This window comes from Novosphingobium sp. TCA1 (assembly GCF_009811895.1).
In the GTDB taxonomy this organism is placed as follows: Bacteria; Pseudomonadota; Alphaproteobacteria; order Sphingomonadales; family Sphingomonadaceae; genus Novosphingobium; species Novosphingobium panipatense_A.
Window position 1 is genome coordinate 22,797 of sequence record NZ_BLJH01000031.1, and the last position, 23,009, is coordinate 45,805.

Here is a 23,009-nt window from a genome sequence, read left to right on the forward strand (position 1 = left end):
CATGCGCTTCAAACGCAGCGTCCCGCTCTATGGACGCACCCCCGAACCGGAGACCCCGTTTCAGCGTGCCGGGCAGCTATGGGACGAGCGGATCGGATCCGCGCGGGTCCAGGCTCGGGCATGGCGGATCATGGCGTTCGGATGTCTCGGCCTGACATGCGCGGTCACGACGGGGTTCGTCTGGCTCTCCGCGCAGAGCCGCGTCGTGCCCTACGTGGTCGAAGTCGATCGCCTCGGCGCGGCACGCACAGTCAGCGAAGCGGACCGTGCCTACAAGCCGACCGACCCGCAGATTGCCTGGGCCCTTTCAAAGTACATTGCCCATGTTCGCGGCGTCTCGCTCGATCCCGTCGTCATGCGCGCAGACTGGCTCGAGGCTTACGATTTCTCGACGGAACGCGGGGGGCGTGCGCTCAGTGAGTATGCTCGGGCTTCCGGTGCACTGACCCGGATCGGCGAGCGCACCGTGTCCGTGCAGGTCACCAGTGTCGTAAGGGCGTCGGAAGCCAGCTTTCAGGTGAAGTGGACCGAACGCGCGTTCGAACGCGGCAACGCCACCGGGACAAGCCGATGGACGGCGATCCTGACGCTTGTCGAGCGGCCGCCGCGCGATGCCGAAACCCTGCGGCGCAACCCGCTCGGGATTTACGTCGATGCGATCGACTGGAGCCAGGAACTGGAGCCCGCGGGGCAGGGCGCTTCCGTCGGCCCTGAGCCGGGCTCGGCCAAACCGCCGACACCTGAGATCGGTGAAGGTGCTTCTTCCCACGAAACCGAGGAGGTATTGCCATGAGGTCACGCATCACCGCCGCTGCGGCTCTCGTTGCAGCGATGTACCCTGTCTGCGCCTTAGCCGTGAGCCTGCCGAGGCCGGTAGCCACGGAGCGGCGCGGCTGGGTGGAGCCTGCTACCGGTTTACACATCAATGCGAGGCAGGTGTTCCTGTGGTCGGACGGCGCGGTCTACCGGGTCTACACCCAGCCGGGCATGATCACCGACATTGCGCTGCAGGTCGGTGAAGCGCTGGTTTCCGTCGCGGCAGGCGATACGGCGCGCTGGGTCATCGGCGACACGACCAGCGGTAGCGGGGAGGACCGGCGCACCCATGTCCTGGTCAAACCGTTCAGTGCAGGTCTTGCCACCAACATCGTCATTACCACCGACAAGCGGGTCTATCATGTCAGCGTGTCCAGCGCGGCAAGCGGCGGAATGGCGGCGCTCTCCTGGAATTATCCGCTCGACGAGATGATCGCTCTCAAAAGGTCGGAGGCCGCGGCGAAAGCAGCCGAGCCGGTTGCGGCGGGGCTCGGTATCGAACGGCTCTATTTCGGTTACCGGATCACCGGCGATCAGCCGTCCTGGCGGCCTGTACGGGCGTTCGATGACGGTAGGCAGACCTTCATCGAGTTTCCGACATCAATCGGGGTCGACGAGGCGCCGCCGCTGTTCCTGATCGGGGTAGGGGGAGCCGCAGAGCTCGTGAATTACCGCATGCGGGACCGCTTCTATGTGGTCGATCGCATTTTCAGTGTTGCCGAACTGCGGCTTGGGACCAGAAAGCAGCAGGTGGTTCGCATCACACGCGGTCCGGCGAAAAGGGGGCGCCCATGAGCGGGCCGGAAATCCCCGCACCGAAGGCAGCGGGGCGGCAGTCGTCCGATCGGCAGGGCGCCGGTCGCACCGTTCAGGACCTGACCGGTGAAGGACCGGAGAGGCGCGGCTCTAACGCATCTCTTGGAAACTCCGCAGATACAGCTCCACCCCGAGGCGCCAAGGTCGATCCAGAAACTCTCGTAATCCGGGGCCGAGTGCCCAGAGCGATCCGGTTTCGCAAGGACATCGTCATTGCAGGATCTACGGCCGCTGCGCTGGTGGTCGGCGGCATTGCCTGGGTTGCGTTAGGTGGAACCTTCAGGCGCGGCGGCCTCGAGACGACCGACCTGTCCCAGCCGAACCGGAAGCCGAATGAGACCATAGCAGCGCTTCCGACGAGCTATGGAAAGGTGCCGAAGCTCGGGCCGCCGCTGCCCGGCGATCTGGGGCGGCCGATCCTGCGAGCCCAGGAGAGGGGCAACCTGTCGCCCCCGATCTTGCCGAGCGAGGGGGCGCCCATTCGGGATGTCGATCGAGAACGTCGTGAGGCCGAGATTCGAACTGCCTTTCAGTCGGCGCTCATGGTCCAGAGCGGAAAAACCCCTGTTGGGATACCGGCTCCGCCAGCGAATGATACAAAAGCGGCGCCTTCGGAGGTGTCGGACAGCGAGAGCGCGGAAGGCAGCGAGCAGGACAGAAAAACGCAGTTTGCCGAGCGTCTCGATACGCGGGGGAATATCAACCCGCACGTTCTCTCGCCGGCGCCCTCGGCGAACATGCTCATGGCCGGTAGCGTCATCGCTGGCAGCTTGATCACAGGGATAAATTCCGATGTCCCGGGAATGGTCGTGGCGCAGGTGACGCAGCAGGTGTTCGACAGCGCCACAGGTGAAGTCCTGCTTATTCCGCAAGGTGCGCGGCTGATCGGAAACTATGACAGTGTGGTTGCCTATGGGCAAAGCCGAGCCTTGGTCGTGTGGCAGCGTCTCGTCATGCCGGACGGGCAATCGCTTCGGCTGGATAATATGCCCGCAACCGGGCCGTCCGGGCAGGCCGGACTGGTGGACAAGGTCGATTATCATTCAGGCCAACTGCTGAAAGGTGTCGCGATCGCGACCCTGTTAGGGGTGGGTACGGAACTCTCGATCAGCGGCGAAAGCGATCTCGTGCAGGCGATCCGGGAGTCGGCGCAATCCAGCACGTCCCGGGCAGGGGATCAGATCACGCAGCGAAACCTCGACATCCGGCCGACGATTACGATTCGTCCGGGCGCACCTGTACGTCTCATTGTCCGGGAGGATCTGATGCTCGCACCCTGGAAGGAACGGGAGGCGCGGCAGTGAATACGATCAAACTTCCGCAGCTCCCGGACAGGACGCCGATGAAGCTTTCGGTTTCCGTCACGCCGGACCTTCATCAGGACCTTCAGGAGTACGCTCTGGCTTACGCGGCCTCCTACGGGCGTGACGTTGCTGTTGCCGATCTGGTTCCTGCGATCTTGTCGGCGTTTCTGGAGAGTGATCGCGGTTTCAAGCAGCGAAGGAAAGGAACGGATGGCGCGTAGCAGGGCCTCATAAACCTATCGTCGGTCTCATTTTAATGGAAACTGGAAAGGACATCCAACATGAACATCATGCCCCGTGATCGCTTCCTGCGCATCAACGAAGTGGTTAGTCGCACCAGTCTCTCGCGTGCGACACTCTACCGCAAGATTGAGGCCGGCACGTTTCCGGGACAGGTCCGTATTTCCGAGCGCCGCTGCGGATGGCGGGAAAGCACCATCACGGAATGGATACGCGATCCAGCCGCCTACTCGGTTGACGACTTTTCGCTTGAAGACTGAACAACATATATTTCAAAATTGATGACCGGGGGCGCCATTTAGTCGGGCGCTCCCCGGTCTATAACGGACAAGGTATAGCGATCTGGAAGGTCACCTATCGGCGCATACAATCGCTGAGACCTCCTCTGGCGCGATTTCAAGATCGGTTCGCCGGCGCTGAAAACCATCTCGGGCGATATGATGTTGAGTGTCGCCTGATGGCGTTCTGGCGTGTGGAACCGCGAGTTTGCGCTCTACCGGTCTTGTCCCGCAAGGTCATGAAAGCCGGTTAAAATTCTTGTTACTTCTTGATTTGATTGGTGCTTCGCAAAGACTTCGCTATCGGGAGCGATGTAGCCGGATTTTGGGCAATTATCCGGCGGAAATGCGACTTGGGGGCATTCTTTACGTGATGGCAGTTTCGAAGCGGGTTCGCGCGCAGCTTTTTCTTGCGTGCAGTGTCGGTGCAATGGTCGGGGTTTCCGGAGCTGCGCGCGCGCAGTGCGTTCCCGATCCGACGATTACCGCCGGCACTACGGTCTGCTCAGGGGTAGACCGAAACGGCTTGATCGTTTCGACCAACAGTTCCGTCGTGGATGTTCCGGTGGGGGGCATCGTTTCGAACGGAAATGGTCCGGCCATTGCCGTTTCGATTACTGCGGGTGCCGGCGAAATCTCGCGTAAATCGACGATCTCGGTCGGTGGGACTGTCGACGGCGTCGGCAACGCCGGCATCGCTGTGGATACGGGGCCGCTTCAGAACAGCGTTTATGGGGCCGTACCAAACTATGTGAGTGTGAATGTTGCTGAAGGCGGGCTCGTCACCGGGGCCACAGGCATCAGCATCGCACCGTTGGCGGCTAATCGTTACGGGTATGCTTCCGTGTCGCTTGATAACGCCGGAACCATCTGGGGCACCAGCGGACTCGCGTTGCTGGCAACAGCAGGAAGCAGCACCTCGTTTGCCGTGACCAATCGGTCGACCGGCGTCATCGGAGGCATGTCCGGTGCGTTCAGCAAGATCGAGAACGAGGGATCGATTGACGGCGGCACCGGAAGTGCGATCAACGGCACTGAAAACTCCACCTGGCTGATCAATTCGGGGAAGATCACGTCCTCGGGAAGCAGCGCCACGGTCGCTGGCAAAAGCAAGACGATCGTGAACTCCGGCACGATTTCCAATCTCGGCAGCGGTGCCGCCATCAGCGGCGGCGTGATTGACGTAACGAATGAAGAGGGGGGCCTCATTTCGGCGGCAACCGGACCTGCCATCACCACCAGCAGCCTCATCACCCTCAAAAATAGCGGCACGATCTCGACAGGAGGCACGGGGCCTGCAGTCGACGGCTGGAGCGTGACGATCTCCAATTCGGCTGGTGGCACGATCCTGTCGAATGGAACCGCGATCAACAGTTCGATTAGTTTGAACATGCGCAACGAGGGCGAGATCGTCGGCGACGTCTATGCCGGCCGCGACAACACGTTCACGGGGTCGGCGAGCTATGTCGATTCGACAGCGGGTTCCATGAAAGGCAATCTGATTTTCGGTGGCGGCGACGACCTGCTTTACGCCGTCTACACCGATGACGGTGGCTTTTCGACGGGTGTTACCGGCCTGATCGATGGCGGTGCGGGCACGAACACGCTCATGACGCGCTTTCTTGCCGATGCGACGGTTTCAAGCGCGCTTGTCCTGCCGAAGAACTTCCAGAAGTTCGAGTTCATCACCGCTGCGGACAGCACTGTAACGCTGGACCAGGGATTCTCCGCGCCGGGCACCATTCAGGCTTCAGGCCAGGGTTCGATCGTCAATCGCGCGGATATCACCGGCACGGGTACGATCCTTTCAGCGGCCTTGTCTGACAATGGCGGTTTCACCAATTCGGGGACTATCTCGGCTACGGGATTATCCGGCGACTACGCCGTAAAGTTCGTGGCCGGAGCCAGTTTCGACAACCGGGGGACGATCAGCGCGGTGTCTGATGCGCTGGCTGTGAACGCAACATCCTTCTCGAATTCGGGAACGATCCGCTCGACCGATGGAACCGCGCTGAAACTGGATTCCTATTCATACAATTTCGGCGAACAGACTGCGAGGAATACAGGCAGCATCGAAGGCGGCCGCGTCGGAGTGAGCCTCAATGGGGCCCTGATCAATGACGGGGACATTGCATCGGCAGGCCAGGCCGTGGCGATCGGAAGCTACGGAAAATTCTACAACCGCGCCGATGGGGTCGTGACCGGGGGAAGCCTCGCCATCGGCGGTATGCCCGGCAGCTCGGTTTCCAGTGCGACGATTATCAATGCCGGAACGATTAACGGCGATGTATCGCTAGGCAGTTCCACCGGAACTTGGTTCACGAACAACCGCTTCTTCATCGAGGATGGCGGCCTTCTCAATGGCAATCTCTCGCTTGGATATGGGGACACGCTCGTGCTCGGCCTTGGAGAAGGGGCGAGCGGCCAGTTTGCGGGCATAAACGGTTCCGTCACTGGAAACGGGTCGAACCTGCGTTACGTTGTGAAAGCGGATGCGCAGGCGTCGGTAGCTCCCATCACCGGTTTCAATTCGATCGGGTTCGACCTTTACGATGGCGCCACGCTGACCTTGACCGGTGCGAAAGCAATCGATCAGCAACTGACCTTTGCCGGAGCGGGAAGCGCTGTGCTGAACGCCGATTTCAATGTTGGCACCGGACCCGCGATCACGACCAGTTATGTGCTTGATGCCTACAGCACGTCCTACGATCCCAGTGCCGCGTCGATCGTCAGTAACGGCGATATCACTCTCACGCGTGCGGAAACGGCTTCTTACTTCGGCGCAGCGGTACAGATCGGATCGGAAGACAGCTTTACCAACAACGGTGTCATCACGGTCAGTGATCCTTTGGGGCTTTCGCGCGGATCGCTCGCCGCCATCAGTGGCGGCACGATCGTCAACGCCGGTACGATATCCGTTGATGGCGGGACCGGCGTGTCCAATGCGGTCTCGCTGACCAACAGCGGCACGGTGACTGCGACCGGGGCTGCGGTCATGCTGGCGTCCCAAAGCAGCGTCGTGAACAGCGGGACATTGGAGAGCACAGGCGCGGCCGCGATTGGTGCCTCCTATTCCTATGGAACTACGATCGAAAACCTCGCGGGAGGTACGATCGCGGGCAAGGGAACGGCAATTCGGCTTGAGGGCGCGACGGTAATCAATGCTGGCACCATCAAGGGCAATGTCGATCTCGCCTCGGCCTCTTACGGCATCTCCTGGCAGGACAGTGCCTATGTAGCTGCTGGGGGAACGCTGGAAGGAAACCTCCTGTTCGGTCAGGGCAATGACGCGCTGATCGAAACCGGCTCGGGATTCGGCGTAACCGGCACGATCGATGGCGGCGGCGGTTTCGATTACATCGGCCACGAACGGGCGCAGGATGCGACCGTCAAGCTTGGTGCTGCTTTGCCCGATAGTTTCGAGGGCGAGTTCGTCGTGTCGCGCGGCGGCCAAACCACGGTAACGATCGATGCCGAAGCTGACCTGGATGGCGACATCCTCCTTGCGGGTGACGGAAAGTTCGTCAACCATGCGGCGACTTCGGGCCGGATCACGGGGCTTGGCGATACGGGCCTGTCCATCTCCTATCTGGAAGACCTCCAGCTCGTCTCGCTGACCAACACGGCCGACGCAGCCGGTGGGATCGGGCTTGGCGTAGCATCGCTGATCAACTCCGGTGCAGTCGGTTCCGCCGACCTATCTTCGCGAGCGCTCGACCAGCGCGCTACGGGGGAGATTTCCTTTGATAACTCCGGCAACATTCGCTCGAGCGGCTGGGACTACACTGCCTGGGTCTCCGGTGATGACCTGACATCCGCACATATCTCGAACTCCGGGATAATCGATGGCAGCGGGTTTGTCGTTTCCCTCTCGTTCGCAGAGAACGCTTCGGCATCGTCGGGCACTTTCACGAATAGCGGAACGATCACCGGAAAAGTCGGCGCTGTGATCTCCGTAAGCGAGACATCCGACGAAAGCGCGGCTCGCGGTCTCTTCAAGATCGTCAACAGCGGCACGATCGAAGCGACAGCGTCCGGCGGCAGGGCGTTGGAAACCTCGTCTCCAAAGGGAGAGGCCTTCTCGATCACGAACTCGGGAACGATCCGCGCAAATGGTGGCGGCAGCCTATTCGAGAATCTTTACTTCGATCCCGGCTGCACCAATTATTTCAACCCGTTCGAGTGCTATGGGACGGTTTACGAGACGGTGCCGGCCGTGGCGATCGACAGCTACGGTATCGTTTATTCGGGCGAAAACGGAGAAAGCCTGCAAAATCCGGTCTCTACGACGATCACCAATGAAGCCTCCGGTCTGATCGAGGCGAGCGGTGGGCTTTCGACAGCGATTCGTTCACACGGACCACTAACTCTAGTGAACTTGGGGACCATTGTCGGGACCGACGGGTACGTGGTTGATGCCAGTGACCTGAGCTTGAAGTATTTCGGTACGACCGAGTTTGCCGGTGCGGTTCAGACTTTCGGTGATGCGGCGGACAGCATCGTCAATAGCGGCGCTATCATTGGTTCGATCGCTCTAGGCGGAGGCAACGACACCATCGTCAATACCGGCTCGATCATCGGCGACGTCTACTTCGGCGCCGGCGACGATCGCTTCGTTCAGGGAATATCGGCCAAGCTGGGGGGGACGGTATATGGCGGTGAAGGCAACGACACCGCAATCGTCGATCTGACCGGCGGCGGCGTGTTGGACTCTTCCTTCTTTGCGTCGTTCTCCGGCTTCGAAAACTTCGGCGTCACCGGTTCCGGCAGCGTTTCGGTGAACGGTATTCTGCCGGTCCAGACCTTGCTGGTCGACACGGGGGCGACTTTTGAACTCCAGGCAGGCTCGACCTTGCAGACGCTGGGAAAAGTCGCGCTCACCGGCACGGGCGGATCTGAGCGGATTATCAATCGCGGTAGTATTGTCGGCGATGTGATGCTGGGCAGCGGTGACGATGTGTTCGAAGCCTATGCGGGCTCTTCGGTGACCGGTGTCGTCGATGCCGGGGCAGGGGTGGATCGGCTCGCATTCCATCTCGGCGAAACTTCGAACACGCCGACGGCCATCGATCTCGCGACTTATACCGGCTTCGAGCAGCTTGCGATGGAAAGCGGGATTGGTTCGCTGGCTGGCCGGGCGGATTTCGATTCGATCTGGGTGAACGGTGGCCGCCTCATCGGCCTTGCCGGTTCGACGATCAATGCGGCGACCGGCATCACCGTCGCACGCGGCGCCACCTTCGGCAGCGCCGGGACGGTAAACGGCGACATCGTGGTGCACGGCACCCTCTCTCCCGGCGCTTCGCCGGGAACTTTGACCGTGAATGGTAACGTCGCATTGGCTGCTGAATCGACGACGCTGTTCGAGATGACGCCGACGTTGAGTGATGCCCTTGTGATTGGCGGAACGCTGACCATCGCGAACGGCTCGACGCTGCAGATCGTCGGCGAGCGCCCATTGACCCCCGGTGTAACCTATCACCTGATCTCCACCACCGGAGGTATCACCGGCACCTTCTCGACCATCGACAAGGCGCAGACCGTCCTGGGATATATCGTGCAGACTGCCGATAGTCTGGATTTGCTCAGCACTCTCCAGGTTCGTTCCGGTGCGGGGAGGCCTGTTTCGGCTGCCATGGCCTACATCAACGATTTGTTGATTGGCGGCAACGCGAGCGCTCAGATGATTGCTGCCCTGCCGCAGCTCACTGATGCAGATGGCTATGTAGATGCCAGGCTGGCGGGTACGCTTCATCCTGAGGCTTATGCCGCAGCCAGCCAGATCGGGATCGACAACGGCTTGGCGATTTCTTCGGCGCTTCGTTCTGCGCAGCGCATCGGCGCAGATGATCGTTCCAGCTTCTTCATGCTGGGGCAGGGCCTGGGCAGTTGGCAGAATCTGCGAGCCAGTGCTGCTCGCGGTACGGCCAGGGTCAATCAGAGCAGCGGGGGCTTCCTGGGAGGCATCGGCTACCGGGCTGGCGAATTCGCGGTTTCCGCGTTCGCGGGCCGGATTTACACGAATCAGTCCATTGCGACCCTTGGGGCGAAGACAAAGGCCGACGGCACATTTGCCGGTGCTGCGGCGGCCTTTACCCGCGGCGGGTTCGATATCGGCGGCGCAGTTATTTGGGATGGCAGTTCGGCAAAGACCAGTCGCGCTTTGTTCGACGGCACAACGGCAGTTGGCCACTATGATCTGCATAGCCTTACATTCGATGCCCATGGCGGTTACGGCTTCGCTCTCGGCAAGGGGGGATGGCGTCTTGGACCGGAACTGGGCGTGACACACATCCGGGTGAAGCGGGGCCAGACGCAGGAGAGCGGTAATGCCGTCTTCGCGCTCGACGTGGAAAGCCGGAAGCAGGACGCCACGTTCCTGAGCGCTGACGTTCGGCTGGATATGGCGTCTTCCGAACGACTGCGGCCTTGGCTGACCGCTGGCTGGCGTCGCCGTATCAGTGGCGATACGACACTCGCCACCGCAGGTTTCACCGGCGTATCCGGACAGTTTTCCGTGTTCGGTGCTGAACGAGATCGGGATTATGCCCAAGTCGGCGGTGGTTTCGATTGGACCGTGACGCCAGGTATTACCCTGTTCGCCCGTGGAAGCTCCACTTTCGCAGGCGCCAATGGCGTAACCAACGTCAATGGTGGCGTGCGGCTTGGATTCTAAGTTGAGCCAGCTACGGGACGCCTAGTGAGGGCGTCTCGTAGCCTGTGCTATGGTTTGAATATGAATTTTATCACATAATGTTTATTTGTTGGTGTGGCGGAAGTGTTTGGCCGATGTGAGTATCTCGTCGCCAGATTTGGTTTATTGATAGGGTCGCCTAATCGTGCGTCATCGAGCACGCCCTTTCTGTGCTCACCTGATGATCAGTGTCATGGCGCCATCGCTGCCTACCGGCAGCAGGGACGTCTGCTCGGTCGGCATGTTATCAATCCCACCGCGAACCGGCCTCTCGAGATGTGCTTCTCTGGCGCCTTCTCGGGCTATAGCGCACCGCAGCCACTGCCCGGCTTTCGGCGCGGGATTGGACAATTTCGAGTCAAATGCTTGCCGCTGACTACAATTATGCGGAGCGCGTCGGCACCTATTGCATCGTTCTGACCGAGAATGCACAGAATAGGTTTGCCGACCCATTTTAGGCGCAGGACAGGAATTCTATGCACGCATCGTCAATGGAAAATATGGCTCGGTGCATCACGTCCTACATGGATCCCGAGGACATAACTGTCGTCGATCTCGGGGCCATGAACGTAAACGGATCTTATCGCGAATTGATGCCCGATCACGCGAACTATGTGGGGGTCGATCTCGAAGCGGGGAACGGCGTCGATGTGGTGCTGGAGGACGTCTACACCTTGCCCTTCGAGGACGGTTCCGTCGACATCGTGCTGTCCGGTCAGATGCTCGAGCATTGCGCGCATTTCTGGAAGGTCTTCAATGAGATCGCCCGCATCCTGAAGCCCGGTGGAAAGGCCTTCATCATCGCTCCGTCGAGCGGGCCGGTGCACCGCTACCCCGTGGATTGCTATCGTTTCTATCCCGATGCTTATCAGGCCCTGGCGGATTGGTCCGGGCTGCGCCTGATCCAGTCCTGGACCGATGAACGAGGGCCCTGGTACGATCTTATCGGCGTTTTCCAAAAAGGGGGAACCCGTCAGCCTTTGTTGCAGCAGGCGTCACTAAACCCGGTAGCGCAAAACTATCGGCAGGAACCGCATGTCGATCCGGCCGCAGAACGTACGCGCGGAGAGCGGCCTTACCTGGACGTACTCCGCGATCTCCACACGCTCGTGGCACCGGAGATCTATCTCGAAATCGGCGTACGCAAGGGGACCAGCCTGGCATTGTCGAAGGGCAGGGCTATTGCCATCGACCCGGACCCGCATGCGGACTTCAAGGTGGACAGGCCGGAAATCGATTTTCACCGCTGCACCAGCGATGACTTCTTCTTCTTTAACCCTGATGCCATCGAACCCGGATCGATCGACCTTGCCTTTATCGACGGCATGCATCTGGCCGAATACGTCTTGCGCGATTTCATGAATGTCGAGCGATTGATGAGCCCGCGCGGCGTCATAGTGATCGACGACGTCTTGCCGATCCATCAGGTGCAGACCGAGCGTGCGCGTTGCTCGCAAGTCTGGACGGGCGATGTCTGGCGCTTCGTCGAACTGCTTGCCCAAACGCGGCCGGACCTCGGCCTTCACTGGCTCGATACGGAACCGACAGGACTGCTCGTGGTGACCAGGCCGTCTGCCCAGAACCGTGTGCTGTGGCAGGAGTACAACAAGTTCGCACGGCACCTTGGCGACACCATCGATGCACCTTTGCCGCAGGACATCATCGACCGAGGCCATGCCGTCACGCCGACGACGGCGATGCTGGCGGAAATTCTGGGCAGATGAACGGCATCATGGGAGAAGAGGCGCGGGGGGAAAAGGCCCGGATCGATCTCAGCATCATCGTTTGCGCCTATAACATGGGCCGCGAACTGCCTCGCACATTGTATTCCCTATCTCCCTCGTACCAGCGCAATCTCGAGAGCCTCAATTACGAGGTCGTCGTGCTCGATAACGGTTCGACACCGGCGATCGATCAATCCGCCCTGCAGGAGTTCCTGCCGGGCGTGCGGGTGGTGCGGCCCGAGGTCATCAGCATCTCACCCGCAGCTGCAATCAATACTCTAGCTGGCCAATTGCAAGGCAGGGCCATCGGATTGTGGATAGATGGTGCTCGTATCGCAAGCCCCGGACTCGTGCATCTGGCCATGGAAGCCTGGCGGACCGATCCTGCAAAAATCATTGGAACACTCGCTTTTCACCTCGGCCGCGATGTGCAGATGCGCAGCGTGTTCGAAGGCTATACGCCTGCGGTCGAGGACGATTTGCTGGCCTCGGTCGACTGGCGTAAAGACGGCTACTCCCTGTTCGACATTGCGGTTCTGGCCGGATCATCCATAAGTGGCTGGTTCGGCTGCATCAACGAAAGCAACGGCGTGTTCATGGACCGTTCGCTCTGGGATGAACTGGGCGGTCTCGACCCGCGCTTTGCAGCGCCGGGAGGCGGTTTCGTCAATCTCGATTTCTGGGAGCGTGCGGTCCAGGCATCCGGCGGAAGTCCGTGGATGATCCTTGGCGAGGGCACGTTCCACCAGGTGCATGGCGGCGCTGCGACCAACGGCACCGCAAACGATCGGACGCAAATGCAGAACGAATATGCCGCACTCCATGGCCGTCCGTTTAGGTCACCTTTCTACACGGCGCATTATGTGGGCACTCTCGATGCCGCCCGGTTTAAGGCCGGAAATGCCGTGCCGGTCGATCTTCATCGCAACGTGCACGCGGTGCGAGGCCGGCACTTTCGCGTGGATCTGCCGGCGGCGACGCTCGACAGTATCCAGCGAGGCACGCTCCGAACGCGCTACAAGGGTCTTCGGCTTGCCAAGAACCCGTTCGACCTCGCACTCTACACCAGCCTCCTCGATAGTCTGCGTCCGGCGACGATTATCGAGGTGGGGACATCGGAAGGCGGGAGCGCCGTCTGGCTTGCCGACCAGTGTCGCGCACTGGGACTGGATACGACGCAGATTCTGACCATCGATCTTTCTCCGCCAGATCTCGATTTGCCCAATATCACGTGCTTTTCCGGTAACGCCGATGCCCCGGAAGCGACATTTCCCGGCTCCGCTATCGCAACCGCTCCACACCCCTGGCTCGTCATCGAGGACAGTGCCCACACGTTCGAAGCGACGTTGAAGGTTCTCGACTTCTTCGACCCGCAACTGGTTTCCGGGGATATGATTGTCGTCGAGGATGGCGTCGTTGCCGATATCGAGGGACCGCATTATCGCGCGTTCGAGGACGGGCCGAACCGTGCCGTAGCCGAATTCCTGAAGCACACAGGGGACCGCTATAGGATTGACGAAGATCTATGTGATTTTTACGGTCACAACCTGACTTACGCGCCAAACGCCTGGTTGCTTCGCACTTGACGGGGGGGCGCTCATCCATTTATTTCGAGTTTCGTATAGTAATGAATGTTCAGGAAAATGTGTCCGTTTTCGTCTGCGGCGCACAAAAAGGGGGCACGACCAGCCTTTACGCTCACTTTCTCGAACATCCGGACCTGCAAGATCCGGACGAAAAGGAAATCCACTTCTTCGACGACGAAACGATAGATTGGCATGATCCCTGCTACGACCTGCTGCACGCCCGCTTCGATGGTTCGGCAGGCGCACGGTTGCGGTATGATATTACGCCAATCTACCAGTTTTGGCCCGACTCCTTACGTCGGATTGCCGACTACAATCCAGACGCGAAGCTGATATTCCTTTTTCGCGATCCGTACGAACGCGCGCTATCCCACTGGGCCATGGAGTTTGCCCGGCATGCCGAGGACCTGGATTTCCGCCGGGCGATCCGGGAGGGACGGGACAGGTTGTCCAACCTGCCACGGAACGCACCCGCATGGCGGGAATATTCATACCTCGAGCGCGGCTTGTACGGCGAGCAGATAGAAAGGGCGTTGCAGCTTTTTCCTGCGGGCCAAATGCTGTTTCTGCGGTCGGAAGGTTTACGTGACGATTATATGACTACGCTGAAGGCCATTCAGGACTTTCTTGGAATTTCACCATTTCCCGATACAGGCCCAAAACGCGAACACCAGCGTTACGCCACCCCAGGAACGGGCAAGACTGGACCCGACGATCTGGCACTCATTGCCAAGTTCGTAGCATCGGATTTAGATAAATTCTGCCAACTTTCAGGCTTGGACACGTCGGGTTGGCCGACGCGTAATGCGATTAGCCCGGTCCAATCTTCGGCGATCGAAATGGCTCTTTCAGCCTGAAAAACTTGGAAAACGCAGACTGTACGTTTCACTCGATCGGTCCAGCAGGCAATGATGGAGGGGGTCGGAGAAGGTCTCGCTGCCCCAGCGTGTTTGGAACTGGCGTAATTCCTCCATGTACCCCTCTAAGCGTTCCGGGGAGAAGTCATTAGAACGTGACTTGCTTTCGTGGTGCACTAACTTAGCTTGAGCGGCATAATAATTATGCCATCCTTTGACCCGAAGTCGCAGACACAAGTCCGTGTCGTTATAGGCTATCGGAAAACTTTCGGCATCAAGGCCGCCGATTGCGTCGAATTTTGCTTTTTCAACCAGCAGGCATGCTGCGGTGACCGCCGTCGCTTCATGTGAACAGTATGGACGAGCAAAATATCCAGCTTCACCATCTGCGAGCGCACGATGCGCATGTCCTGCTGCACCGCCCAATCCGACCACGACGCCCGCATGCTGTATGCTTGCGTCAGGATATAGCAATCGAGCACCGACCGCCCCCGCGTCTGTTCTCACAGCATAGCGCATCATTTCGGTGAGCCAACTATCGTCAATTATTTCTATGTCATTGTTTAATAGGCACAGGTATTCACCCTTTGCCTGTGCGGCCCCCAGGTTATTTATTTCTGAATAGTTGTACGGGCGTGGCCAAGAAACAACCTTAACTCGACTGTCGTGGGTGATGTCCTGAAAATATTCTAATGTGGATTTTTCAACGCTTCCATTGTCGACTATAATAATTTCGAGGTTATCGTAGTTCGTGCTCTTCAAAACTCCTTCGATACAAGTTGAGAGCAGTTCGACTCGGTCGCGGGTGGGAACGATCACGCTGACCATTGGCAATTTTTGCGGCAGCGGCCATTTCACCTTCGCGGTGCCAAACGGACCGGGTGCGACGGTGCCGCCCTGTCGCTCGACAAACCGCTCCACCATGTTGATCCATTCCGTCGAAGACCTCTGCCAGTGTCCTTCCGGTGTTGTGGACACTACTGCAGGAAGGTGGCGTACCTCGATACGCTGATTGCAAAGCAGTTCGAACAATAACGAATGAAATGTGCTCTGCTCATCTTCCATGCGTGCCAAGCACATCCGTGCCTCTGCAACCGGCAGGGCGCAGGCGTCAGAAATGAAGTCCTGTGCGAGGAATAGCTCCTCATTCCATTCGGGCTTGAGCCAAGGGTTCTTGCGCGTGCCATCTTCAAGCCGTTCGTCCTGATCGCCGAACACCGCCCCTTGGAATTCCGCTTCAAGCATCGCCCTGTCGATAAACCCGAGATATCGCCCAATAGCCCCCTTGGTCATCGTAGTTCCGGGCTCAAGCCGGATAAGCCATGCTCCTTCAGTCCGTTCCAACACCCTGGTGAGCGCTTCCAGCTCGCTCAGATCAGCCTTTTCAAGCAAAGTAACTCGCGGGCATTTACCCAACTCGTCCCTCATGGCTTTCGGCACGCACCCTGTCAGGAAAAGATCCCAGCGCGCGCCTTGTTGCGACATGATCGAGCGAAAAGTTAACAAGGCAGCCGCAGGGTCAGCGCCCGCTGCGATATGAACCGCGACGGTTATCGTCGCTTTCGGTTGTGGCGGATTCGTGCTGTAGAAGAGCTGCTCTTGCTCATGCGCACGGAGCCATTCCTTATAGGCGAACGGAGCCTTGGAAGCAGCAGCCCACAGCCGGTTCGCCGCACGCACCTTGCGCCGCGTGATCCACCACCATGCCACGCCAGCCGCCGCATACGGACGCCAAAAGGCAACTCTCAGAAAAGTATGAAAAATCGGAGGCATCCAGAAACTTTTAGTGTCCATACAACTTGAATGGAGCTTTATGGTTACAGCATCCTCTTAGCGTCTTGCGGGCAGGAAAAACCAGCCCCATTTCCAACAATATGTATTCTTGAAAACCGGATTCCGAATTGCGCCGGAAGGGCCAATTGGAGTTTGGTCGCGCCTGCTAAAACATAGTTACGGATCAGTCCGCCGTTAGCAATTGCGTTGCATATGAATCCGATGGTAAGGGCCGCCAACAAAGGTAATTTCCTTCGCAGTGCACGGACCAGTTTCTCGATGAAGTTTTCCAAATGCTGCGCGCTTGTCCTGCTGTCAGGCGTTGCAGGTTGTGCGTCCCTTCCTACGAGCGGTCCCACCGGCTCACAGATTCTGAAGTCCGCAGAAGCGCCTGAGGCGCGGCTGCCCATTTCGGTGGTCGAAATCGAAGATGTCGCCAGTCTGCCGGTTGATCCAGCTCCTCCTGCGGGCGAACTTCAGGATCTCCCGCCTCCACCGACCGATATGGTGGGCCCGGGGGATGTGCTGGATATCACCATCTACGAAGCAGGCGTCACGTTGTTTGGTGGTAGCGGCAGCGGCAGTTCGGTTGCCGCGGCAGCTGCCGCTGCCGGCTATGATCCTTCAGCCAAGGCCGAGCACTTGCCGGCAAGCCGGGTCGACGACGAAGGGTACATCGTCATCCCGTTTGCCGGGAAGATTCATGTTCTGGGCCGCACCTTGGGGGAAGTTTCCTCGATGGTGAAAAAATCCTTGGCTCGCTACTCGCAGAACCCGCAGGTATTAATTGCCTTTCGCGAAACCGTGACCAATTCGATCATGGTCGGGGGCGATATCGCACGGCCCGGGCGTCTCGTTCTGCAAACCAATCACGAGACACTTTCCGACGCCATCGCACTTGCCGGTGGATACCGTGGTGAGGCTCGAGACCTGACGGTCCGTGTCCTGCGGAACTCTCGCAGTGCAAGCTATCGGGTCAGTGATGTGATGAGCGGCTCTGCACGAGACGTCCAAGTATATCCGGGCGATCGCATCACGATTCTCCCCCAGCCACGGACCTACACTGTCCTAGGCGCTAGCGGCAAAGTCGATCGTCTTCCCTTTACCACGTCCGCAATGACGCTGGTTGAAGCCATGGGCAGCGCGGGTGGGAGCAGCCCATATATGGGCGACCCGAAGGCGATTTTTGTCTTTCGCTACGTCAAGGATGAGGCCGGAGAGGATCGCCCTGTGGTGTATCACCTCAACATGATGAAGGCCGGCTCGTATTTCCTTGCCCAGCGTTTCGAGATGCAAGACCACGATGTCCTGTACTTTGGCAACGCAAGTGCGAACCAGCCTGGCAAGCTGCTACAGCTTATCAGCCAGCTGTTCTCGCCGATCATGACCGTTACCGCCGCCGTGCAGACAGTTCAGAACTCGAGTAACTGAGCCCGTCCGCACTTTCGGAATCATATGGTCAATTTTGAGGTCCCGATCGTATGCAAGTTGAATCTTTCGACATCGCAGGCATAAAACTTCTTGTCCCGCGCCATATCGGCGATGAGCGGGGCTATTTTGCCGAGACATTTCGCGAGGACGTGTTCTTCAAGGAATGCGCCGATGTGAAATTCGTTCAAGATAACGAGTCCCGCAGCGTTCGCGCCGGGACAATTCGCGGGCTCCACTTTCAGAGCGAACCCCACGCGCAGGGTAAGCTGGTTCGCTGCACGGCAGGCGCGCTGTTCGACGTTGCCGTGGACATTCGCGAGGGTTCACCCACGTGCGGCCAATGGGTGGGCGAGATCCTGACGCCAGACAACGGCAAGCAGCTGTGGGTTCCTGTCGGCTTCGCGCATGGTTTCTGCACGCTCGAACCCGATACGGTCATCAGCTACAAGGTTACCGACTACTACAACGCCGGATGCGACAAGGGTCTGCGCTGGGACGATCCGGCAATCGGCATCCGCTGGCCCGAGGTAGCCGACAGCGAGACTTTGTCGCCCAAGGACCGGGTCCAACCCTTGCTTGCCGATCTGCCGGCCTATTTCACCTGGGAGCCGTAATTTCATGCGCGTTATCGTCACCGGCGGTGCCGGCTTCATCGGATCCGCACTCGTGCGCTATCTCGTGCTCGAGAAGGGCTACGATGTCCTCACGATTGATGCGCTGACATATGCCGGCTGCGAAGCCTCGCTGCGGGCGGTGGACGGCAAGCCGAACCATCGCTTCCTGAAGGCCGACATCTGCGACCGGGCGGCGATGGGCGCAGCCATCGGCAGCTTCCGGCCGGACCGGATCATGCATCTGGCAGCAGAGAGCCATGTCGACCGCTCCATCACCGGGGCCGCGGATTTTATCCAGACCAATATCGTGGGCACTTTCACTCTGCTGGAGGCGGCGCGCGGCTATTGGAGCGGGCTGGATGAGGCAGAAAAGTCAGCCTTTCGTTTCCTCCATGTCTCCACGGATGAGGTCTACGGATCGCTCGGCGACGAAGGCCTGTTCGAGGAAAGCACGCCCTACGATCCGAGCTCGCCCTATTCCGCCTCCAAGGCCGCCTCGGACCATCTGGCCAAGGCCTGGGAACGGACTTACGGTTTGCCGGTGGTCGTTTCCAACTGTTCGAACAACTACGGCCCTTACCACTTCCCTGAAAAGCTGATCCCGCTCGTCATTCTCAACGCGCTGGAGGGACGGGCACTGCCAGTCTACGGCAAGGGCGAAAACGTGCGTGATTGGCTGTTCGTGGAAGACCATGCCCGTGCGCTGGACATCATCATCGAGCGCGGCCGCGTGGGTGAGACCTACAATGTCGGCGGTCGCAACGAACGTCGCAACATCGATGTCGTGCGTCGTATTTGTTCGGTGCTCGACACGCTTGTCCCCGGCGATGCACCTCGCGAGCAGCTAATCGAGTACGTGACCGATCGCCCCGGGCACGATGCGCGCTATGCGATCGACGCCACCAAACTCGAAACCGAACTGGGCTGGCGCGCGCAGGAGACGTTCGAAACCGGCATCGAAAAGACCGTTCGCTGGTATCTGGAAAACGAATGGTGGTGGGTGCCGCTGCGCACCCGCTATGACGGTGAACGCCTCGGTCTCGCCACACTAGCCGAGCCCGAGCCGCAGGTATGAGGATCGCGGTAACCGGTAGGAGCGGGCAGGTCGTCAGTTGCCTGCATGAGCGAGGCAAGGCCGCCGGGCATGAGGTCATTGCTCTTGGTCGCCCCGAGCTTGACCTAGCGGATCCGGCGTCGGTGCATCGCGCGATCGTAGCTGCCCGCCCCGATGTCGTGGTCTCCGCCGCCGCCTACACCGCGGTGGACAAGGCTGAAAGCGAGGCCGGCATGGCCCATGCCATCAATGCCGCGGGGGCCGGTGCGGTCGCCGATGCCGCGCGTGAACTACAGGTTCCGTTGATCCATCTGTCGACTGACTATGTTTTCGATGGCAGGCTCGATCGTCCTTATGTCGAGGACGACCCCACTGGCCCCACCGGCATCTACGGTGCGTCGAAACTCGCCGGAGAGGAAGCTGTCCTTCGGTCATATCCTGACAATTCGGCCGTCCTCAGGGTCGCCTGGGTCTATTCCCCCTACGGCGGGAACTTCGTAAAGACGATGCTGCGTCTCGCGGCCGACCGGGACGAAATATCGGTCGTAGCCGACCAGATCGGCAATCCGACCAGCGCCCTCGATATCGCTGATGGCGTGTTGAAGGTTGCGACCAACCTTGTGGCCAGCAGCGACAGCGCCTTGCGCGGGATTTTCCACATGACCGCCACCGGCGAGGCCAGTTGGGCCGGTTTTGCCGAAGCGATCTTCGCTGCCTCGGCCGAGCGGGGAGGCCCTTCCGCTAGCGTCAAGCACATCGTCACCGCAGACTACCCAACGCCCGCTAAACGCCCGGCGAACTCACGCTTGGCATGTGCAAAGATCCTGGAGGCCCACGATGTCAGGTTACCGCAATGGCAGGAGTCTCTGCAAACAGTCGTCGAACATCTGTCGGCTCGCGCAGCCTGAACAGATCACCAACTAAGGAACGTGCGGACGTGAAGGGTATCATTCTTGCCGGAGGTAGCGGCACACGGCTCTATCCGATGACGCTGGCTACATCCAAGCAGCTGATGTCGGTCTATGACAAGCCGATGATCTATTATCCGCTCAGCACGCTGATGCTGGCCGGTATCCGCGAAGTGCTGATCATCTCCACGCCGCGTGATCTTCCCGCATTCCGCTCGCTGCTGGGTGACGGATCGCAGTGGGGCATGAGCTTCGAATACGCCGAGCAACCCAGCCCGGATGGACTCGCACAGGCCTATATCATCGGCGCAGACTTCGTTGCCGGCCAGCCGTCCGCCCTCGTTCTTGGCGACAATATTTTCCATGGCCACGGCCTGCCTCAGCTGCTGGAAAGTGCGAAGAACCGCGATGTCGGCGCCAGCGTCTTTGCCTACCACGTCCAAGATCCCGAACGTTACGGCGTCGTCGCCTTCGACCCTGACATGAAGGCGCTTTCCATTGAGGAAAAGCCATCCGTACCCCAGTCCAACTGGGCGGTCACAGGCCTCTACTTCTACGACGGAAAAGTGGTCGATATTGCAGCCGACCTCAAACCGTCGCCCCGGGGTGAACTCGAGATCACTGATATCAACCGTGCTTACCTCGAGCGGGGCGAACTGTCCGTCGAGATCATGGGCCGCGGCTATGCATGGCTCGACACGGGCACTCCCGATAGTCTGCTGGATGCTGCGGTCTTCGTCCGTGTTCTGGAGAAGCGCCAGGGCTTCAAGATCGCCAGCCCCGAAGAAATTGCCTTCCGTCAGCGCTTTATCGATGAAGCTACGATGGAACGGGCAATCGAGAAGCTCGGCAAGTCAGACTACGGCCGATACCTTAAGGCGGTAATGGCCGAGGCTTGAGCAAGGTCAAGCCTGAAAAATGCGGAGAGACGGTGACGTGCCCCCCGTATTTTCCTCCAAGCGTGATTAAGAGGAGGTCATCATTGTCGGCTGCCGTAAGCATACACCGCTACCACTGGATGACTTCTTCTATACCTTGCAGGCAACGATCCTCCACCTGATGTGTTGATCCCTGCATTGCCGCCTGCAGCGGCTCGTCATCAGCGGCCTGCGCGAGGTGACTGGCAACAAAGAGCCCAAAAGCGAATTCAACCTGTCCGATCGGCTACTCCCACAGGGGCCAGGCATCACGATGCCATGCGTATCTGAACCGGCTCAATAAGTCGAAGCGTATAAAAAATTCCGTCACGCCTCTGGAAGGGCTAGACACCCCCCCTCTCCTTTGGGCAGGGCTGCAATTAGGTAGCCACATATCTGTCACATACGGGGGTATTGTTTCATTGATTAGCCAGCAGGCTGCGCGAATAGCTGGTACTTTGTGTCCAGCTCAAGGACCACTGCGGTGGCCGTTGCATTGGCAGCGCCCTTGCGGACAGTGTCCCCCAAGCCAGACGGCAGCTTGGCATCACGCCGTTTATGAATCCTGAACGTCGATCCGGCCTAGCCATAATCGTCAAATATTGATGGATGATGCCGCTCCACGCCCTGCCGACCGGGGATCTCATAACTACGTGGCCTTAATGTTGGAAAATACACGGATATAAACGTGAAATTTCTCGAACATTTAGATGAATTACACCCATAACAATTAACGATTTTCAAATTTATTATACGCGGCGGACCGATGACTTTTATAAATCACCCAAATGCGACGTCATACTCTTACCACTTCAATAAGATTTCCGAATCCATTTCGATGGATGGGGGGATAAAAGAAAAATGTAAAAGTATGGATTATATTTTTATCTTATTTACAAATAGATCGGGTTCAAATCTACTTTCTGCTTGCATTTCGTCTTCGAGACAATTCAATACGCCTTCTGAATTCTTAAATCATGATGAGGTGGAAAAATCTTTAGAGATCGACAGTTCTCTAAAAACGGTAGGAGATTACTTCTCAGCCATCGCATTGAATGACAATGTTGATGGGACGTTCTGCGCCAAGCTATCGTGCGATCACCTCTTCATACTTTGCGCCACCGGCATCATGGCGCAAATTATTGATAAATCCACTTTCGTTTTGATCGAAAGATCTGACAAAGTCGATCAGGCAATATCCCTTAATCTTGCTGTAAAAAATAATATATGGTCTTCTTATCTAGAGAAAGAAGGTAGTAATTCCGAAGAGTGTGATATAAAAGAACAAGAAATTGTAGATATTTGCTATTCCATTATTGATCAAAACAATATTTTTGAATTTTTTATGGTTGATAGTATGGCGTCGTCAGTAAAGTTACTGTACGAAGACATTGTTGCCAATCCAAAATCTTGCTTAGATAGAATTGCAGAAAAGCTTGGAAAACCAATACCCTACATGGCGAGCAATGTTATAATAAAAAAGCAGGCTGATACCGGTAAAACGGCAAATAAAACTAAACTTCTTTCGGAAGTAAGGAGCAGGCTTATTAGCGCATAAATTGCCGCTCCGAAGACCTGCCTGTTTCTGGCATGATGGCCAGGTGAGGCTCTCGAGCGGAATATAAGCTTCGGTTTCGGGGGCTGATTTTCTTGGCGAGAACCGTCTACATAGTTCGTCTATGGCGGCACGCGGATGCAATTCGCCCCTCGAATCAGGTCTAGGCGCTGGAAGTTGTAGGCGAGGTTGGTCATGCTGATCTTGATGCGGGCACGAGCAATACTGATGGTACGCAACACGATGCTCATGCGATCTGGGCAGCCCTATTCACCGGTGACCCCACGCTGTGGCGTCATCGCGGGGCAGAGTCATCATCGCTGGGGCGGCCTAGCTTCTGGTCCTGTGCCCGTCTCCGGAAGAACGTAAGACCGTCGTCTAAGAGCCCGATTCAAAAGTTCCTCAGGCGTAGCAATACCTTGCGGTTCTGCGGATGAGCATG

Annotated in this window: 16 protein-coding genes; 15 read left to right on the forward strand and 1 reads right to left on the reverse strand. The window is 58.4% G+C overall.

The genetic code is table 11. The features are described 5' to 3' along the window. Window position 1 precedes the first annotated feature (1 nt). From trbF to NTCA1_RS23500, 9 genes are all read left to right on the forward strand, one after another. Window positions 2-793: a conjugal transfer protein TrbF gene (gene trbF, locus NTCA1_RS23460; protein ID WP_159832006.1), complete on the forward strand. Its 792-nt coding sequence runs from the start codon at window positions 2-4 to the stop codon at window positions 791-793. After that, the gene (gene trbG, locus NTCA1_RS23465; protein WP_159832007.1) at window positions 790-1,611 is read left to right on the forward strand and encodes a P-type conjugative transfer protein TrbG; all 822 of its coding nucleotides are present in this window, start codon (window positions 790-792) and stop codon (window positions 1,609-1,611) included. The genes trbF and trbG overlap by 4 nt, the downstream gene beginning before the upstream one ends. Then, the gene (locus tag NTCA1_RS23470) at window positions 1,608-2,936 is read left to right on the forward strand and encodes a TrbI/VirB10 family protein (RefSeq protein WP_159832008.1); all 1,329 of its coding nucleotides are present in this window, start codon (window positions 1,608-1,610) and stop codon (window positions 2,934-2,936) included. Before trbG ends, NTCA1_RS23470 begins: the two co-directional genes overlap by 4 nt. After that, entirely contained in the window at window positions 2,933-3,157 is a 225-nt protein-coding gene (locus NTCA1_RS23475; RefSeq protein WP_159832009.1) for a DUF2274 domain-containing protein, read from the forward strand. Before NTCA1_RS23470 ends, NTCA1_RS23475 begins: the two co-directional genes overlap by 4 nt. A 60-nt stretch (window positions 3,158-3,217) precedes the next feature. Next, window positions 3,218-3,436 carry an AlpA family transcriptional regulator gene (locus NTCA1_RS23480; RefSeq protein WP_133084893.1) on the forward strand — a complete coding sequence of 73 codons (219 nt, stop codon included), beginning with the start codon at window positions 3,218-3,220 and terminating at the stop codon, window positions 3,434-3,436. A gap of 277 nt (window positions 3,437-3,713) precedes the next feature. Next, complete coding sequence (locus tag NTCA1_RS23485) at window positions 3,714-10,130, forward strand: autotransporter domain-containing protein (RefSeq protein WP_159832010.1); 6,417 nt, start codon at window positions 3,714-3,716, stop codon at window positions 10,128-10,130. Between the two features lie 494 nt (window positions 10,131-10,624). Beyond that, window positions 10,625-11,872: a methyltransferase domain-containing protein gene (locus NTCA1_RS23490; protein WP_159832011.1), complete on the forward strand. Its 1,248-nt coding sequence runs from the start codon at window positions 10,625-10,627 to the stop codon at window positions 11,870-11,872. Beyond that, on the forward strand, window positions 11,869-13,458 hold the full coding sequence (locus NTCA1_RS23495) for a CmcI family methyltransferase (RefSeq protein ID WP_159832012.1): 1,590 nt from the start codon (window positions 11,869-11,871) through the stop codon (window positions 13,456-13,458). The genes NTCA1_RS23490 and NTCA1_RS23495 overlap by 4 nt, the downstream gene beginning before the upstream one ends. Before the next feature lie 59 nt (window positions 13,459-13,517). Further along, window positions 13,518-14,315 (forward strand): sulfotransferase domain-containing protein, encoded by a 798-nt coding sequence (locus NTCA1_RS23500; protein ID WP_159832013.1) that lies wholly within the window; start codon window positions 13,518-13,520, stop codon window positions 14,313-14,315. Here the strand turns inward: NTCA1_RS23500 and NTCA1_RS23505 are convergent. After that, the gene (locus NTCA1_RS23505) at window positions 14,307-16,088 is read right to left on the reverse strand and encodes a glycosyltransferase family 2 protein (protein WP_159832014.1); all 1,782 of its coding nucleotides are present in this window, start codon (window positions 16,086-16,088) and stop codon (window positions 14,307-14,309) included. The genes NTCA1_RS23500 and NTCA1_RS23505 overlap by 9 nt on opposite strands. Window positions 16,089-16,367: 279 nt before the next feature. Between NTCA1_RS23505 and NTCA1_RS23510 the strand changes: the two genes are divergently transcribed. From NTCA1_RS23510 to NTCA1_RS23535, 6 genes are all read left to right on the forward strand, one after another. Continuing rightward, entirely contained in the window at window positions 16,368-17,519 is a 1,152-nt protein-coding gene (locus NTCA1_RS23510) for a polysaccharide biosynthesis/export family protein (RefSeq protein WP_159832015.1), read from the forward strand. A 50-nt stretch (window positions 17,520-17,569) separates the two neighbouring features. After that, the gene (gene rfbC, locus NTCA1_RS23515; RefSeq protein WP_159832016.1) at window positions 17,570-18,133 is read left to right on the forward strand and encodes a dTDP-4-dehydrorhamnose 3,5-epimerase; all 564 of its coding nucleotides are present in this window, start codon (window positions 17,570-17,572) and stop codon (window positions 18,131-18,133) included. Window positions 18,134-18,137: 4 nt separating this feature from the next. Beyond that, window positions 18,138-19,208 carry a dTDP-glucose 4,6-dehydratase gene (gene rfbB, locus NTCA1_RS23520; RefSeq protein WP_159832017.1) on the forward strand — a complete coding sequence of 357 codons (1,071 nt, stop codon included), beginning with the start codon at window positions 18,138-18,140 and terminating at the stop codon, window positions 19,206-19,208. Next, window positions 19,205-20,095 (forward strand): dTDP-4-dehydrorhamnose reductase, encoded by an 891-nt coding sequence (gene rfbD / locus NTCA1_RS23525; protein ID WP_159832018.1) that lies wholly within the window; start codon window positions 19,205-19,207, stop codon window positions 20,093-20,095. The genes rfbB and rfbD overlap by 4 nt, the downstream gene beginning before the upstream one ends. Before the next feature lie 29 nt (window positions 20,096-20,124). Then, window positions 20,125-20,994, forward strand: a complete 870-nt coding sequence (gene rfbA, locus NTCA1_RS23530; RefSeq protein WP_159832019.1) for a glucose-1-phosphate thymidylyltransferase RfbA — start codon at window positions 20,125-20,127, stop codon at window positions 20,992-20,994. A gap of 784 nt (window positions 20,995-21,778) precedes the next feature. After that, window positions 21,779-22,570: a Stf0 family sulfotransferase gene (locus tag NTCA1_RS23535; protein ID WP_159832020.1), complete on the forward strand. Its 792-nt coding sequence runs from the start codon at window positions 21,779-21,781 to the stop codon at window positions 22,568-22,570. Window positions 22,571-23,009 lie beyond the last annotated feature (439 nt).

What these genes read in the sequence shown, in the direction of transcription:
- NTCA1_RS23495 (WP_159832012.1), top strand. Translation starts at nt 11,869, where the DNA reads ATGAACGGCATCATGGGAGAAGAGGCGCGGGGGGAAAAGGCCCGGATC.
- NTCA1_RS23490 (WP_159832011.1), top strand. Translation starts at nt 10,625, where the DNA reads ATGCACGCATCGTCAATGGAAAATATGGCTCGGTGCATCACGTCCTAC.
- NTCA1_RS23510 (WP_159832015.1), top strand. Translation starts at nt 16,368, where the DNA reads ATGAAGTTTTCCAAATGCTGCGCGCTTGTCCTGCTGTCAGGCGTTGCA.
- rfbC (WP_159832016.1), top strand. Translation starts at nt 17,570, where the DNA reads ATGCAAGTTGAATCTTTCGACATCGCAGGCATAAAACTTCTTGTCCCG.
- NTCA1_RS23480 (WP_133084893.1), top strand. Translation starts at nt 3,218, where the DNA reads ATGAACATCATGCCCCGTGATCGCTTCCTGCGCATCAACGAAGTGGTT.
- trbF (WP_159832006.1), top strand. Translation starts at nt 2, where the DNA reads ATGCGCTTCAAACGCAGCGTCCCGCTCTATGGACGCACCCCCGAACCG.
- NTCA1_RS23470 (WP_159832008.1), top strand. Translation starts at nt 1,608, where the DNA reads ATGAGCGGGCCGGAAATCCCCGCACCGAAGGCAGCGGGGCGGCAGTCG.
- NTCA1_RS23505 (WP_159832014.1), bottom strand. Translation starts at nt 16,088, where the DNA reads ATGCCTCCGATTTTTCATACTTTTCTGAGAGTTGCCTTTTGGCGTCCG.
- NTCA1_RS23535 (WP_159832020.1), top strand. Translation starts at nt 21,779, where the DNA reads ATGACTTTTATAAATCACCCAAATGCGACGTCATACTCTTACCACTTC.
- rfbB (WP_159832017.1), top strand. Translation starts at nt 18,138, where the DNA reads ATGCGCGTTATCGTCACCGGCGGTGCCGGCTTCATCGGATCCGCACTC.
- rfbD (WP_159832018.1), top strand. Translation starts at nt 19,205, where the DNA reads ATGAGGATCGCGGTAACCGGTAGGAGCGGGCAGGTCGTCAGTTGCCTG.
- trbG (WP_159832007.1), top strand. Translation starts at nt 790, where the DNA reads ATGAGGTCACGCATCACCGCCGCTGCGGCTCTCGTTGCAGCGATGTAC.